The following is a 14,956-nucleotide window of genomic DNA, read 5'->3' on the forward strand; positions in this document are numbered from 1 at the left end:
TTATTCCTCATTTTTCGTTCCTTTGAGCATGAAACGCCATCTGCTTCCGTTGCTGTTGCTTGCCGGGGTTGCCGGCCTGCTGCCCGCCCACCGCGCCCAAGCCCAGGACAAGCCCGTGCTGAACTCGGCGCCTCCCGGCCCGCCGGCCACCCAGCCCCGGCCCGCAGAGCCGGCCCCGGCGCCCACGGCCCAGCCCGCTCCTGCCCCGGAGCCCGCCAGCACCTACCCCGCGCCGCAGCCCTCGCCCGACGCGCCCTCGGGCCTCGACTTCCCCAACCGCAAGGCCACCAAGGCCGGCGGCGCCGAAGACGAGCCCCCGACGCGCAAGTTCATTTACACCAATTTCGGCTTGGGCTTTTCGTCTTACAACCAGCTCTCGCAATTCAACATCAGCGCGGCCCCGGCGTTGGGTTTCCGCCTCAACAACCGCCTGGCGGTGGGTCCGGGCATTTCGTATGCCTACAGCAGCTACTCCGTGCCCGACGGCTACGCCATTACCGCGGCGGGGGCATCCAGCATTTCGACCAGCAGCGTGGGCGTGAAGGCATTTGCCCAGTTCATCGTGTACAGAGAATTCTTCTTGCACGCCGAGTACGAAGTAACCAACGCGCAACTGCTGGGCGAAGACGGCCAGGGCTTTTTGTCGAAGATTAACAAAACCGTGAGCACGCCCCTGGCCGGCGTGGGCTACCGCTCCCAAATTGGCGATAAGGCCGCGTTCGACATTGTGGGCCTCTACAATTTCGACAACAGCATTTATTCGCTCTACCCCGGCCTGGTGGTGCGTTTCAGCTTGCTTTTCAACATCGGCAAATAATTGCCAGTTTGGTGGGCACCAAACACAAAAAAGCCGTGCTGGGTCAGCACGGCTTTTTTGTGTTTTTAAGTTTAACCCAACGGGGAGCGTTAGACTGCGCTTCTTCCGCTGATGACACGCAGCAGTACGGCGATAATCGCAATGACCAGCAACGTGTGGATGATGCCGCCGGTGTAGTAGCCACCAAAGTAGCTAATAGCCCAGATGATGATGAGGATGACGGCGATGATATACAGGAGGTTGCCCATGGCTAGAGAGTGTGTGAAGGAGGTGAAAGAAACAACTATGTGGCCTTGTACGGGGGTGTTTTGAAAAAGATATAATAATTGAAAAAATATTTAGCTGGATGCAAACAAAAATGGCAGTTGCTAACGGCAGCGTAGCTTTGCAACCATCGGGCATTTGCCCGGTTTTAGCACTCCCACCCACTTTTTTCCGCTTCTTATGAACGTCGCCGTTATTGGCTCTGGCACCATGGGCAATGGCATTGCCCACGTATTTGCGCAGCACGGCTTTGCTGTTTCGCTCATCGACATCAGCCAGCCAGCCCTCGACCGGGCCCTTGGCACCATCACCAAAAACCTCGACCGCCAAGTGGCCAAGGCCACCCTGAGCGACGACGACAAAACCGCTACCCTGGGCCGCCTGCGCACCTACACCTCGCTGGCCGAGGGCGTGGCAACCGCCGAGCTCGTGGTGGAAGCTGCCACCGAAAACGTAGACCTCAAGCTGCAAATTTTCCGCGACCTTGACCAGCACGCGCCTGCCGAAGCCATCCTGGCCTCGAACACGTCGTCGATTTCCATCACCAAAATTGCCGCCGTTACCAAGCGCCCGCAGCAGGTGATTGGCATGCACTTCATGAACCCCGTGCCGGTGATGAAATTGGTGGAGGTGATTCGCGGCTATGCTACCTCCGACGCCGTGACGGCGCGCGTAATGGACCTGTCGCGCCAGCTGGGCAAAACGCCCACCGAGGTAAACGACTACCCCGGCTTCGTGGCCAACCGCATTCTGATGCCGATGATAAACGAGGCCATCATCACGCTGTTTGAAGGCGTGGCCGGCGTGGAAGAAATCGACACGGTGATGAAGTTGGGCATGGCGCACCCCATGGGCCCCCTACAGCTGGCCGATTTTATTGGTTTGGACGTGTGCCTGGCCATTTTGCGGGTGCTGCACGAGGGGCTGGGCAATCCCAAATACGCCCCCTGCCCCCTGCTGGTAAACATGGTGATGGCCGGCCGCCTGGGCGTGAAGTCGGGCGAGGGCTTTTATCAGTACACGGCGGGCTCGAAAGAACTGGTGGTGGCCGAGCGGTTCCGGAAGTAGGCCCGCGCCGCGGTCATTGCGAGGCCGCAAGCCGTGGCAACTCGTCCTGTCAAGAACCAGACTCTTTATTAAGCGACAAAGCCCCTGTGCCGCATCGGTGCCGGGGCTTTGTCACACGTTGGGTTTGGTCGCTGAATGCTGGACGGATTGCTGCGCTGCGTTCGCAATGACAGGCCTCAGGCTGTAAGGAAATAACCTGGGCCGCGTCTACCGCGTTGTTACCAACACCAACGACATAAATTCCTCCCCATGCAACATGCAACATTTGGCGCCGGCTGCTTCTGGTGCGTCGAGGCCGTTTTTCAAAACCTGAAAGGGGTCGAGAAAGTGGTATCGGGCTACACCGGCGGCCGCATTGCTAACCCGACGTATAAAGAAGTGTGCAGCGGCCTCACGGGCCACAATGAGGTCATCGATATCACTTTCGACCCCAGCGTTATCAGCTATAAGGAGTTGCTTGAAATCTTCTGGAAAACCCACGACCCCACCACCCTCAACCGCCAGGGCAACGACGTGGGCACGCAGTACCGCTCCGGCATCTACTACCACAACGAGGAGCAAAAGCAGCTGGCCGAGGAGTATAAAAAGAAGCTCAACGACAACCAGGCCTTCCCCAACCCCGTGGTGACGGAAATTCTGCCCGCTCCCACCTTCTATCCCGCTGAGGATTACCACCAGAACTACTTCAACCTGCACGGCCACGAACCCTACTGCCAGTTTGTGGCCCGCCCCAAGGTGGAGAAAGTGAAGGCGCTGTTTGGCGAAAAGCTGAAGGCTGGAGTGTAATTAATTCACTTTGCTTCGATAATGAAAAAGCCCGCTGGTTAGCGGGCTTTTTCATTATCATCTAGGTGTATAATAGGCTTCATCGATTGTGCTTGATGGAAGGTGGCAGGAGGAGTAAATATGAAATGGCCTTTTCCCTTGCCCTTAGCGTTAGCAGGTATCCAAACCTTAATTGGAGAAGAAGGAGTGTTGTTTAATCTAGCAAACTGTATCATATCAGAATCATTATATTCTTCCTGGCTGTACAATAATACCCGTTTGGAAGATTGAAACCACCCACCGAGTTGCGTATAGTATAAATACATAACTTGGCCGGCTTGCGGAGTACATCCTTCGCAATATTCTATAGGGCTTAATTCAAGGTAAGTACGCTGTCTCTCAGATACCATTATTCCATAATGGCCAAAGTCATTCAAAAGCGGAGGTGGGGTATCCGGTGCAGCCCATATGATTGCTATTATGAAAACAATAACCACGCCCGCAAACCCCATATACACCCAGCAGCCAGCGCAACCGCTGGCCAAACCTGACTGACGAGTTATTGCGGTGGTTTCGGTGGACATCTCCCTTTATCTGTATAATGAGAAAGGTTTCTACACGCTCACCCCAAAGTCCCGAAGGGCGTCGTTCAGGCTCGTTTTCAAGTCCGTGCTCGGCTTGCGCTGGCCAATAATCAAGGCGCAGGGAACTTGGTATTCGCCGGCCGGGAACTGCTTGGCAATGGAGCCGGGAATGACCACCGAGCGCGGCGGCACGTAGCCTTTGTATTCCTTGGGCTCGGCACCGGTCACGTCGATGATTTTGGTACTGCCGGTGATGGTGACGCCCGCGCCAATCACGGCCTCGGTGCCGATGCGGCAGCCTTCCACCAAAATGCTGCGCGAGCCGATGAAGGCGCCGTCTTCGATGATGACGGGGGCCGCCTGCACGGGCTCCAGCACGCCGCCGATGCCCACGCCGCCGCTCAGGTGCACGCCTTTGCCAATCTGGGCGCAGCTGCCCACGGTGGCCCAGGTGTCCACCATGGTGCCCTCGCCCACGTAGGCGCCGATGTTGGTGTAGCTGGGCATGAGGATGACACCGGGGGCCAGGTAGGCGCCGTAGCGGGCCACGGCGGGCGGCACCACGCGCACCTGCTGGCCGGCGTAGTCGGTTTTGAGGGCCATTTTGTCGTGGTACTCAAATGGACCCACTTCCTGGGTGCTCATCTGGCGGATGGGGAAATACAGAATCACGGCCTTTTTCACCCAGTCGTTTACCTGCCACTCGTTGGCGCGGTCCTGGGGCGGCTCGGCCACGCGCAGGCGGCCTTTATCGAGCTCTTCGATGACGTACTCGATGGCGGCTTTGGTTTCGGGGGTTTGGAGCAGGGCGCGGTCGGCCCAGGCGGCTTCGATGAATTTCTGGATGTCGGACATTGGAGGAGATGGATGGGCCGGATGAGGCAGTGGCCACTTTAGAAGCTGCAAAACTAGCATTCCGGCTGGCTACCGGCGGGATTGACGCTGCTTTGGGCACGGTGGGTTGTGTTAAGAGGCTGCCCCCGTCCGGACTATGGCCCTAAACCCGTGATGCTGTTCAACGCCCGGCCGGGGGCAAGCCCCGCCCCAACTCGTTTCGATGCACCGTTCAACATTCAGGCTGGTTGCGCGTTTAGCAACATGAAGAATGCATGAAGACGCAAGATGCCCCTGCAAACGCGGGCGGTGAAGATGGCGGCGGGCGCACAAAGGCCGGCCAACGGAAACCAACAACGAAACCCAGGAGGCCAGGAGAAATATGCCAACAATGACACGCACCAGCTACCGGGCGGCCACTGTATTAGCCATTGGCCTACTGGCGCCACAGCTCGCTTGGGCGCAGGCGCGGCACGTGCTCAGCGGGCAGGTGCGCGGCACCGACGGCACGGCCCTGCCGGGCGCCACCGTGGCCGTGGCGGCCCTGGGCCTGGGCACGGCCACCGACGAAAACGGCCGCTACCGCCTCGACGTGCCGGCCGGGCCGCAGGAAGTACTGGTGTCCTTCGTGGGCTACCTGCCCCAAACCTTCCGCGTGAACCTAAGCCGCAGCCAGCAGCGCGACCTCACGCTGGCGCCCAATGCCAACGAGCTGACCGAAGTGGTGGTGCAAGGCCAGCAAACCTTGGAGGAAAAGCTCGTGACCACGCAAATGGGCGTGGAGCGCCTCAGCATCCGCGAGGCCAAGCTGCTGCCGGCGCTGTTTGGCGAGGTGGACATTCTCAAAACCCTGCAGCTTAAGCCCGGCGTGCAGAGCGGCGGCGAGGGCAGCAGCGGCCTGTTCGTGCGCGGTGGCTCCTCGGACCAGAACCTGGTGCTGCTCGACAACGCGCTTATCTACAACCCCAACCACTTGTTCGGGCTGTTTTCGGTGTTCAATTCCGATGCGGTGCAGAGTGTGGACCTCTATAAATCGGGCTTCCCGGCGCAGTTTGGCGGGCGGCTCTCGTCGGTGATTGACGTGAAGCTGCGCGAGGGCAGCCGCGAGAAATTCACCGTGACCGGCGGCATCGGCCTCATCGCCTCGCGCCTGAGCCTGGAGGGGCCGCTGGGTAAGCACGCCGACGGCCAGCCCGCCAAGGGCTCGTTCATCGTGAGCGCGCGGCGCACCTACTTCGACGTGTTCACCCGCGCCATCAACCGGGCCAACGCCGGCACGGAGGGCTACCGGCCCATTCCGGACTATTACTTCCAGGACTTCAACGCCAAGGCCAACTACACGCTGGGCGAGAAAGACCAGGTGTTTGCCACCGGCTACCTGGGGCGCGACGTATTTGGTTTCAACTCATTTGGCAACCTGCAGGCCGACTTTGCGTGGGGCAATACCGTGGGCACGCTGCGCTGGCAGCACACGTTTTCGCCCCGCCTCACGGCCAACACGCAAGTGGGCCTGACCAGCTACCGCTACTCGTTGGGCAGCCAGGTCGACGTAGCCTCGTTCGGGCTGACCTCGACCATTCGGGACTACAACGCCCGTGTCGATTTCGACTACGACCTGAACCCGGCCCACAAGGTGCGCTTTGGGGGCAGCTTCACGCACCACACGTTCGGGGTGGGCCGGCTGCAGGTCGAAACGGCCGACAACTCGCTCAACGTGGACGACAACATCAGCTACCCCGCGCTGGAGGGCGGCCTCTACGCCAGCGACAACTGGAAGGTGAGCGACAAGCTGCAGGCCGAGCTGGGGCTGCGGCTGAGCGGCTTCGGCAGCGACGCGGGGCAGGTATACGGCGGGCTGGAGCCGCGCCTGGCCGCGCGTTACGCCCTCAGCAACAAGCTCTCGCTGAAAGCCAACTATGCCCTGATGTACCAGTACGCCCACCTGGCCAGCAATACGGGCGCCTCGCTGCCGACGGACATCTGGTACCCTTCGCGGCTGAGCGTGAAGCCCCAACGCTCGCAGCAGGTGAGCACGGGCTTCAGTTGGCTGCTGTTTGGCGGCAAGTTTCTGCTCACGGACGAGGTGTATTACAAGTGGGCGCAGAACCAGGTGGATTTCCGCGACGGGGCCCAGATTTTTGCCAATCCCAACCTCGACCAGGAATTCCTGTTCGGCAAGGGCTGGAGCTACGGCAACGAGATTTACCTGGAAAAGCAAAAGGGCAAAACCACCGGCTGGATAGGCTACACCCTGGCCTGGAGCTGGCGCCGGTTTGGGCCCCAGCGGGGCACGCCGGGCATCAACGACGGCCGCGACTACTACCCCAGCTACGACCGCCGCCACAACCTGAACGTGGTGCTGCTGCACCAGCTCAGCACCCGGCTCAGCCTCACGGCCAGCTTCGTGTACACGAGCAGCGCGCCCACCACGCTGCCGGCCGGCCGCTTCCCGCTGCAAAACGTGCCGGGCGGCGACATCCTGGCCGTGCCCGTGTACCCCGACCGCAACACCTACCGCCTCATCCCTTACCACCGCCTCGACCTGGGCGTGGTGTGGAAGCTGCGCCCCGTGCGCTTCGGCACCGAGCGCGACCTCACCTTCAGCATCTACAACGCCTACGACCGGCGCAACGCCTACTTCGTGTACTTCGAAATCTCGCGCAACCCCAACACCGACCTCATCGACGGCTTCACGGCGCAGCAGGTGTCGCTGTTTCCCATCATCCCGTCGGTCACCTACAATTTTAAATTTTAAGCCGTGGCGATGTTTAGCAAGCGTTTATTTATCCAAATGAGCCTCGGGGGCCTGCTGCTGACGGCCGCGGGCTGCAACCTCGAAAACGAGGTGGACGTGGTGCTGCCCGCCTACACGCCCGAGCTGGTGGTGGAGTGTTACCTGCGGGCCGGCGAGGTGCCGCGCCTCACGGTGGTGGAGTCGGGCACCTACCTGCCCTCGAAGGCCGACGGCACCGGGCAGCCCGTCATTACGCTGCCCACGGCTGCCGTGCCCACGCTGGGGCTGGGCATCAACGGCATCACCATTCAGGTGCCGGTCGATGTGACGGTGCGGCTCACGCTGCCGGGCGGGCAGTCGGTGCCACTGCAGTTCGCGCCGGGCATCGACCCGCTGACGCGCAAGGTGTTCACGCACATTGGCACGGCGCCGCTGGCCATGCAGCCGGGGCAGCGTTTCGGGCTGGATGTGCGCGACACGCGCGGCCACCACGTGACGGGCAGCACCGGCGTGCCCACGTTCGTGCCCATCGACACGGTGCGCTACGCCTCCAACGGCGTGAGCGGCCCCGACCGGCGCTTCAACTTTGTCACGCGCTTCACCGACCCGGCCGGCACCGCCGACTACTACCGCCTGCTGCTCACCAACCAGCGCGACCTCAACGACTCGGAAGGCGACTACCTGGTGAGCGACCAGGTGTTCGACGGCCAGTCGTACACCTTCCCCACCACCTACCGCTTCACGCCCGGCGACACCATGACGGCCACGCTCTTCCACATGGAGCCCGACTACTACAACTTCCAGCAGAGCGTGCGCGGGGCCATCTCGGCCAACGGCAACCCGTTTGCGCAGCCGGCCCGCATTCGCAGCACCGTGCAGGGCGGTCTGGGTGTGTTCACGGTGCTCGTGAGCGACCAGCGCACGGTGGTGCTCAAATAGGGATTTTGTTGAGCCAAGCCAGTAGAATGTCATCCAGCTGCCAACCGCGCATTGGATGCCATCAACGACCCGGGCAGCTTCAACCGAATTGACCGGCCCTTAAAACGCGGCGCCTTGGTTTCAGCGCTACGCATGGCTGTTTGTATGCTCCTGGCAAAACCAGCATCTTTGGGCCGTGTCCGCTTCTTTTCCGTCTTCCTTCGTGGTGTTGCTGGCCTCCGTGCTGAAACCGGTAGACGACACGCGTATGTTGGGCAAATTTGCGCACACGCTGTTGGAACGGCCCACTTCCCAGGTTTTCGTGGCCGGACGCAGCAGCTTCGATGGCCTGGAGCATCACTGGGTGCAAAACTACTTTCCTCGCCTAGCGGCGCACGGCATCTTCTGGGGCTCGCGCCTCAGCATGGCCCGGCTGCGGGCGCAGGGCCATTACTGGCGCCTGCTGCGGGTGCTGAAGCCGGACCTGGTCATTGTGCACGCGCCGGAGCTGCTGCCGCTCACGCTGCTCTGGCAGGCGCTGGGCACGGGCCGCAAATTCCTCTATGACATCCGCGAAAACTACGCGCTGAACGTGAGCACCCAGCACGTGTACCAGGGCCTCACCCGCCGCTGGCTGGCCGCCGGGCTGCGCTGGGTAGAAGGCTTGGCTGCTCGCCGGGCGGCGGGCGTCATCCTGGCCGAAGAAAGCTACGCGGTGGAGCTGCCGTTTCTGGCGGAGCTGCCGCCGGGCCGCGTGCAAGTGCTCGAAAACAAATACCAGCCCCAGCCCGGCGAAGCGTTGCGCCGGCAGCCCCTGCCGTTGCCTCCGCCCGGCGAGCCGCTGCGCCTGCTCTATTCTGGCACCATTTCCGAGCTCAACGGCGTGTGGGAAGCCATTGCCCTCACCCAGGAGTTGCGGCAGGCCTGGCCCGGCGGGGCGCAGCTCACCATCATCGGTTTTTGCCAGCAGCCGGCGTTGCTGCGGCAACTGCAGGGCAAGGTGATGGCCAATGCGGACTGGCTTACGCTCAGAGGCGGGCGGCTGCCGGTGTCCCACGCCGAAATTGTGGCCGAAATCGGCCGGAGCCACCTTGGCCTGCTGCCCTACCGGCCCCACCCCAGCACGGAACGCTGCCGCCCCACCAAGCTGTTTGAATACCTGGCCCACGGCCTGCCCGTTCTCTCTACGCCCAATCCGCTGTGGCTGGAAGTGTTGCAGAAGCACGGCGCAGGCCTGCCCGTCGACTTCTCCCAACCCACCGACGCGGCCGCGCTGGTGGCTCGCCTGAAAGCCGCCAATTTTTACCCCAACGGGATTCCGGCCGAAGCGCTGTGGGCCGGGGAAGGGAAAAAATTGTGGCTTTTGCTGGATTCTCTCGTTTAACCTGCCACCTTTGCGCCCATTTTGCGTCAACCGGGCAGCCACCGAGCAGCGTGGTTGTTGGTCAGGTTCTTGTCTCTTTCGCGCTTCTCCGCAGTATTCCCACCCCCACTTACCCTTCTTATGGCAACGCTACGTCATTCTTACATCGCCGGAGTCGGCCACTACGTTCCGAGCCGTGTCGTGAAAAACGCCGAGCTGGAAACCATGATGAACACCTCCGACGCCTGGATTCAGGAGCGGACCGGCATTCAGGAGCGCCGCTGGTTTGAAGAAGGCACCGATACCACCGCCAACATGGGCGCGAAAGCCGCCCGCAAAGCCCTGGAAATGGCCGGCGTGGACGCCAACGACGTGCAGATGATAGTATTTGCCACGCTCTCGCCCGACTATTTCTTTCCGGGCTCAGGCGTGCTGCTGCAGCGCGAGCTGGGCATCACCAACAATTGCCCCGCGCTCGACGTGCGCAACCAGTGCTCGGGCTTCGTATATGCCCTGTCGGTGGCCGACCAGTTTGTGCGCACCGGCATGTACGACACCGTGCTGGTGGTGGGCTCCGAAATCCACTCCTCGGGCCTCGATAAGTCGCCCGAAGGCCGGGGCGTCTCGGTGATTTTCGGCGATGGCGCCGGCGCCGTGGTGGTGCGCCCCAGCACCACCGAAGGCCAGGGCATCCTGAGCACGCACCTGCACTCACAAGGCGAGTTTGCCGAGGAGCTCATCGTGAAAGAGCCCGGCTCAAACCGCGACAACCGCGTGCAGTACATTCTCGACAACCAAGCCGACCTCTACCCCTACATGAACGGCCAAAACGTGTTCAAGCACGCCGTGGTGCGTTTCCCGCAGGTCATCAAAGAGGCGCTGGACCAGAACGGCTACCAGCCGCAGGACGTCAACATGCTCATCCCGCACCAGGCCAACCTGCGCATCACGCAGTACGTGCAGCAGAAAATGGGCCTGACCGACGACAAAGTGTTCAGCAACATCCAGCGCTACGGCAACACCACCGCCGCCTCCGTGCCCATCGCCCTGAGCGAAGCCGTGCAGGAAGGCAAAATCAAGCGCGGCGACCTCGTGTGCCTCGCTGCTTTCGGCAGCGGCTTCACCTGGGCCTCGGCGCTGATTAAATGGTAGTTAACAAGCTGCAAGCTTAGTTCATGCCTAGCCACACCGAGGAAAATTACCTTAAAGCCATTTTCAAGCTGGCCGAGTCTGAACCCGACACCACGGGTGTCAGCACCAACCGCATTGCGGCCGCGCTGGCCACCCGCGCCGCCTCGGTGACCGACATGCTGCGCCGCCTGGCCGACAAGGGCCTGCTGAACTACGAGAAATACCGCGGCGTGCAGCTCACGGCCGAGGGCCAGCGGCTGGCCCTGCTCACCATCCGCAAGCACCGGTTGTGGGAAGTGTTTCTGGTGCAGCAGCTCGGTTTTAATTGGGACGAGGTGCACGAAGTGGCCGAAGAGCTGGAGCACGTGCAGTCGCCGCTGCTCATGCGCCGCCTCGATGCCTTCCTGGGCCACCCCGCCCTCGACCCGCACGGCGACCCCATCCCGGCCGAAGACGGGGCCATGCGCCGCCCCGCCCACCGCTTGCTGGCCGACCTCGCGGCCAGCGAGCGCGGCACGCTGGCCGCTGTCAAAAACACCTCCGCGCCGTTCCTGCAATACCTCGACAAGGTGGGTCTGCAGCTCGGCGCGCTGGTTGAAGTGCTGGATAAGGTGGCGTTTGATAACTCCTTTGAAATCCGCATCAACCGCGAACGAACGGCGCTTATTTCAGCCGAAGTCAGCCGTAATTTGTTTGTAACGGCGTAACCAAAACCTGTCGTGCCCCAAGCGCTTTTCTCCGATACCATTGTGGCGTTGTCCACGCCGCCGGGCGCGGGCGCGCTGGCCGTTGTGCGGTTGTCGGGCCACGCAGCCGTGGACCTCACGGCCGCCGTATTTTCTAAAAAAAACCTGACCCAAGCGGCGGGCCACACCCTGCACTACGGCACCCTGCGCGACCCCGACAGCGGCAGCATTATCGACGAAGTGGTGGTGGCGCTGTACCGCGCGCCGCGCTCCTTCACCCGCGAAGACGTGGTTGAAATCAGCTGCCACGGGTCCGACTATGTGGTGCGCCAGGTGCTGGCCCTGCTCCTGCGCCGCGGTGCCCGCCTGGCCGAGGCCGGCGAATTCACCAAGCGCGCTTTTCTGAACGGCGCCATGGACCTGGCCCAGGCCGAAGCCGTGGCCGACCTCATCGCCGCCGACTCGGCCCTGAGCCACCGCGTGGCGCTCAATCAACTGCGCGGCGGCTTCTCGCAGGAGCTGCGCGAGCTGCGGGGCCGGCTCATAAAGTTTGCCGCGTTGCTGGAGCTCGAGTTGGACTTTGGCGAAGAAGACGTAGAATTTGCCGACCGCACCGGCCTGGCCCACCTGTTGGCCGAAGTGCGCGCCGTGGTAGCCGGCCTGCTGCGCTCCTTTGAGTTGGGCAACGTCATCAAAAACGGCATCACCGCCGTGATTGCGGGCCGGCCCAACGCCGGCAAGTCCACGCTGCTCAACGCCTTGCTGCGCGAGGAGCGCGCCATTGTCTCGGCCATTCCGGGCACCACGCGCGATTTTATTGAGGACGAAGTCAGCATCGACGGCCTCCGGTTCCGCTTCGTGGACACGGCTGGCCTGCGCGACGATACGGCCGATGAAGTGGAAGCCATTGGCGTGGCCCGCACCCGCGAGCGGGTTAGCAAAGCCGCGCTGCTGCTCTATTTATTCGACCTGACCCAGATGGGTCCCGAAGAAGTGCAGGCTGAAATCAGGGAACTTACCCAAGGGCTCGACCTGCCGGTAATGGCCGTGGGCAACAAGACCGACCTTGCTGCGCCCGATGCTCAAGCGGCCTTCGCTTCTGCATTTCGGATTCCGGACGCGGCGGGCCCTGAAACACCGCTGGTGTTCTTGGCGGCCGGGCAAGGCCAGGGCCTGGAGGGGCTGCAGGAAGCGCTGGTGCGCCAGGTGCGGGGCTCGGCGCTCGAAAACACGGCTTCGGCCACCATCGTCACCAACGTGCGCCACGCCCGCGCCCTCGAAGCCACCGCAGCGCACTTGGCGGCCGTGCAGGCCGGCCTCGATACCGGCCGCGGCACCGAGCTGCTGGCCGCCGATTTGCGCCATGCCTTGGCCGCGCTGGGCGAGATTACGGGCGAGATTTCGTCCGAAGATTTGCTCACGAGCATCTTCACGCAATTCTGCATCGGCAAGTGAGGGATGGCTTAATCTCCTTTTAACCGCTGGCAGCTCGAAATCTTCGCAATCGTTGCCATCGGCTCTCAGGGCTTTTTTTGAGGCCATTTTAGAAACACTGCGCGGGTTTCCGTTGTAGTGATGGCGCGGCGGCTGGCCCCAAAATTTCCCGGCTTACGGCGTATGCCTTAGTTTCGCACCGTATTATTTCCCCATTCCTCCCGCCCATGGCAGAATCTGCTGAACTCATTCTCGACGGCAAGTCCATTACGTTGCCCGTCATTGAAGGCACCGAACACGAAAAGGCGTTTGACATCGGCAAGCTACGTGACCAAACCGGTTACGTGACCCTCGATTCGGGCTACAAAAACACCGGCGCCACCAAAAGCGCCATCACTTTCCTCGACGGCGAAGAAGGCATTTTGCGCTACCGCGGCTACCCCATCGAGCAACTGGCCGAAAAGTCGAGCTTCCTGGAAGTGGCCTACCTGCTGATTTACGGCGCCCTTCCCACCGAAGCCGAGCTGGCTAACTTCAGCGGCCAAATCACCAAGCACACGCTGGTGCACGAGGACATGCGGAAAATTTTCGACGGCTTCCCCTCGGCCACGCACCCCATGGCCATCCTGTCGTCGCTCATCTGCGCCCTCACCGGCTTCTACCCGCAGAGCGTGTCGCCCGACCTCAGCCCCGAGGAGATGGAACTGAACATCATTCGCCTGCTGGCGAAGATGCCCACCATCGCGGCCTGGACCTACAAAAACAACATGGGCCATCCGTTGAACTACCCGCGCAACGACATGGACTATTGCGCCAACTTCCTCTACATGATGTTCAGCTTCCCCACCGAGAAGTATGAAATCAACCCCGTGGTGGTAAGCGCCCTCAACAAGCTCCTCATTCTGCACGCCGACCACGAGCAGAACTGCTCCACCAGCACCGTGCGCCTCGTGGGCTCGGCCAACGCCAGCCTCTACGGCTCGGTTTCGGCCGGCATCAACGCCCTGTGGGGCCCCCTGCACGGCGGCGCCAACCAGGAGGTGATTGAGATGCTGGAGGCCATCGAGGCCGACGGCGGCGACACCAGCAAGTTCATCGCCAAGGCCAAGGACAAGAACGACTCGTTCCGCCTCATGGGCTTTGGCCACCGCGTGTACAAGAACTTCGACCCGCGCGCCAAAATCATCAAAAAGGCCGCCGACGAAGTACTGCAAGCCCTCGGCATGCAAGACAGCCCCCTGCTGAAAATCGCACAGGAGCTGGAGCAGGCCGCCCTCACCGACCAATACTTCATCGACCGCAAGCTGTACCCGAACGTGGACTTCTACTCGGGCATCATCTACAAAGCCCTGGGCATCCCCACCGAGATGTTCACCGTGATGTTTGCCCTGGGCCGCCTCCCCGGCTGGATTGCCCAGTGGAAAGAGATGCGCGAGAACAAAGAGCCCATCGGCCGCCCGCGTCAGATTTACACCGGCGAGCTGGAGCGCGACTACGTCGAACTCAGCGCCCGCGCTTAGAGGCTTTTGGATAAACAAAAAGCAGAGCCCTGAAACGAATTTGTTTCAGGGCTCTGCTTTTTGTGTTCAAATGTCCACAAAGGGCTTGCGTTAAGCCATTATTTCGCGCTTAAGGGTAATGAGCAGTCCGCGGGTTCGGTGCGAAGTAAAGATGGTGTCCACTACCGAAACCACCTCCCACCCTTCTCGCCCCAAGGCATTCAGGTGATTGGTGAGTTCCTGATAATCGATGCCGCTGAAGAATCCGCTCACGGTGTCCAGCAGTCGGTATTCGAAGTGTTTCATGGAGCGCGCGGGGCCGCAGCCCCGCTGCCAGTCGCAGCGGAGCTGTAGCCAAAAGCTTACTTGAGGCGGTGCGCGGTGAAGTTGTTGCGCAGCGACTGGTAAGCCATCAGCTGCTGGGGCTGCAGCAGGGCGGCCAGCTCAAACTCGTAGCGCTGCTGGGCTTCGGCCAGGCGCGTGTCGCGCTCCTCGGCGCTGGCCCCGTTGAGTAAAATCTCCAGGTCGCGGCGCTCGGTGAGCATGTTCAGGTGCAGCTGCTTCACGGCGAGGTACTGCGCTTCGTTGAAATGTATGTGGCGGGCCAGGGCGCGCGTCAGCGTGGTGGCGCGGGTCATCATGGCCTGCGAGTACGAGCCATTGCCCGGGCCGGCGGCGGCAGCCGGGCCGCCATAGAGGCCGGCCGAGAGGCAGGTTGCCAGGAAGAGGTTTTTCATGGGTAAATGGGTATGGAGAAAAGGTGAAGAGCCAACCTTCGTCGATTGACCTGACCAAACGTAATGAGAATTTTCGCTTGCACCGAAAAACATTTTTTTGGCACTTTTTTAATCACCGCATT

The 14,956-nt window shown here is 61.5% G+C and carries 15 protein-coding genes; 10 read left to right on the top strand and 5 right to left on the bottom strand.

Annotation, left to right across the window (positions count from 1 at the left end):
• The first annotated feature begins 28 nt into the window (after positions 1–28).
• Entirely contained in the window at positions 29–817 is a 789-nt protein-coding gene (locus tag JAO73_RS09260; protein ID WP_190922453.1) for a hypothetical protein, read from the top strand.
• 89 nt (positions 818–906) lie between these two features.
• Here the strand turns inward: JAO73_RS09260 and JAO73_RS09265 are convergent, their stop codons facing one another.
• Positions 907–1,065 (bottom strand): lmo0937 family membrane protein, encoded by a 159-nt coding sequence (locus tag JAO73_RS09265; protein ID WP_190922452.1) that lies wholly within the window; start codon positions 1,063–1,065, stop codon positions 907–909.
• A gap of 196 nt (positions 1,066–1,261) precedes the next feature.
• Between JAO73_RS09265 and JAO73_RS09270 the strand changes: the two genes are divergently transcribed.
• Positions 1,262–2,149, top strand: a complete 888-nt coding sequence (locus tag JAO73_RS09270) for a 3-hydroxybutyryl-CoA dehydrogenase (protein ID WP_198976786.1) — start codon at positions 1,262–1,264, stop codon at positions 2,147–2,149.
• Between the two features lie 249 nt (positions 2,150–2,398).
• The gene (gene msrA, locus JAO73_RS09275) at positions 2,399–2,935 is read left to right on the top strand and encodes a peptide-methionine (S)-S-oxide reductase MsrA (RefSeq protein WP_198976787.1); all 537 of its coding nucleotides are present in this window, start codon (positions 2,399–2,401) and stop codon (positions 2,933–2,935) included.
• A 38-nt stretch (positions 2,936–2,973) separates the two neighbouring features.
• On the opposite strand, the gene JAO73_RS09280 is transcribed toward msrA, so the two are convergent.
• Complete coding sequence (locus JAO73_RS09280) at positions 2,974–3,498, bottom strand: hypothetical protein (RefSeq protein WP_198976788.1); 525 nt, start codon at positions 3,496–3,498, stop codon at positions 2,974–2,976.
• 30 nt (positions 3,499–3,528) lie between these two features.
• A complete protein-coding gene (locus JAO73_RS09285) occupies positions 3,529–4,353 on the bottom strand; it encodes a 2,3,4,5-tetrahydropyridine-2,6-dicarboxylate N-succinyltransferase (RefSeq protein WP_198976789.1) in 825 nt (274 codons plus the stop codon).
• 370 nt (positions 4,354–4,723) lie between these two features.
• Between JAO73_RS09285 and JAO73_RS09290 the strand changes: the two genes are divergently transcribed.
• From JAO73_RS09290 to JAO73_RS09320, 7 genes are all read left to right on the top strand, one after another.
• A complete protein-coding gene (locus JAO73_RS09290) occupies positions 4,724–7,087 on the top strand; it encodes a TonB-dependent receptor (protein ID WP_198976790.1) in 2,364 nt (787 codons plus the stop codon).
• 36 nt (positions 7,088–7,123) lie between these two features.
• On the top strand, positions 7,124–8,005 hold the full coding sequence (locus JAO73_RS09295) for a DUF4249 domain-containing protein (RefSeq protein WP_198976791.1): 882 nt from the start codon (positions 7,124–7,126) through the stop codon (positions 8,003–8,005).
• 175 nt (positions 8,006–8,180) lie between these two features.
• Positions 8,181–9,368, top strand: coding sequence for a glycosyltransferase (locus JAO73_RS09300; protein WP_198976792.1), 1,188 nt, complete (start codon positions 8,181–8,183; stop codon positions 9,366–9,368).
• Between the two features lie 120 nt (positions 9,369–9,488).
• Entirely contained in the window at positions 9,489–10,499 is a 1,011-nt protein-coding gene (locus JAO73_RS09305) for a 3-oxoacyl-ACP synthase III family protein (RefSeq protein ID WP_198976793.1), read from the top strand.
• 23 nt (positions 10,500–10,522) lie between these two features.
• Positions 10,523–11,185 carry a metal-dependent transcriptional regulator gene (locus JAO73_RS09310; RefSeq protein WP_198976794.1) on the top strand — a complete coding sequence of 221 codons (663 nt, stop codon included), beginning with the start codon at positions 10,523–10,525 and terminating at the stop codon, positions 11,183–11,185.
• A 12-nt stretch (positions 11,186–11,197) separates the two neighbouring features.
• Positions 11,198–12,619, top strand: a complete 1,422-nt coding sequence (gene mnmE / locus JAO73_RS09315; protein ID WP_198976795.1) for a tRNA uridine-5-carboxymethylaminomethyl(34) synthesis GTPase MnmE — start codon at positions 11,198–11,200, stop codon at positions 12,617–12,619.
• A gap of 206 nt (positions 12,620–12,825) precedes the next feature.
• Positions 12,826–14,118: a citrate synthase gene (locus JAO73_RS09320; RefSeq protein WP_190922441.1), complete on the top strand. Its 1,293-nt coding sequence runs from the start codon at positions 12,826–12,828 to the stop codon at positions 14,116–14,118.
• Positions 14,119–14,208: 90 nt separating this feature from the next.
• Here JAO73_RS09320 and JAO73_RS09325 read toward each other — a convergent pair whose 3' ends face one another.
• Entirely contained in the window at positions 14,209–14,403 is a 195-nt protein-coding gene (locus tag JAO73_RS09325) for a DUF4177 domain-containing protein (protein WP_198976796.1), read from the bottom strand.
• Between the two features lie 56 nt (positions 14,404–14,459).
• Positions 14,460–14,834 (bottom strand): hypothetical protein, encoded by a 375-nt coding sequence (locus JAO73_RS09330; protein WP_198976797.1) that lies wholly within the window; start codon positions 14,832–14,834, stop codon positions 14,460–14,462.
• Between the last annotated feature and the right edge of the window lie 122 nt (positions 14,835–14,956).

This window comes from Hymenobacter miniatus (genome assembly GCF_016427455.1).
Lineage (GTDB): Bacteria > Bacteroidota > Bacteroidia > Cytophagales > Hymenobacteraceae > Hymenobacter > Hymenobacter armeniacus.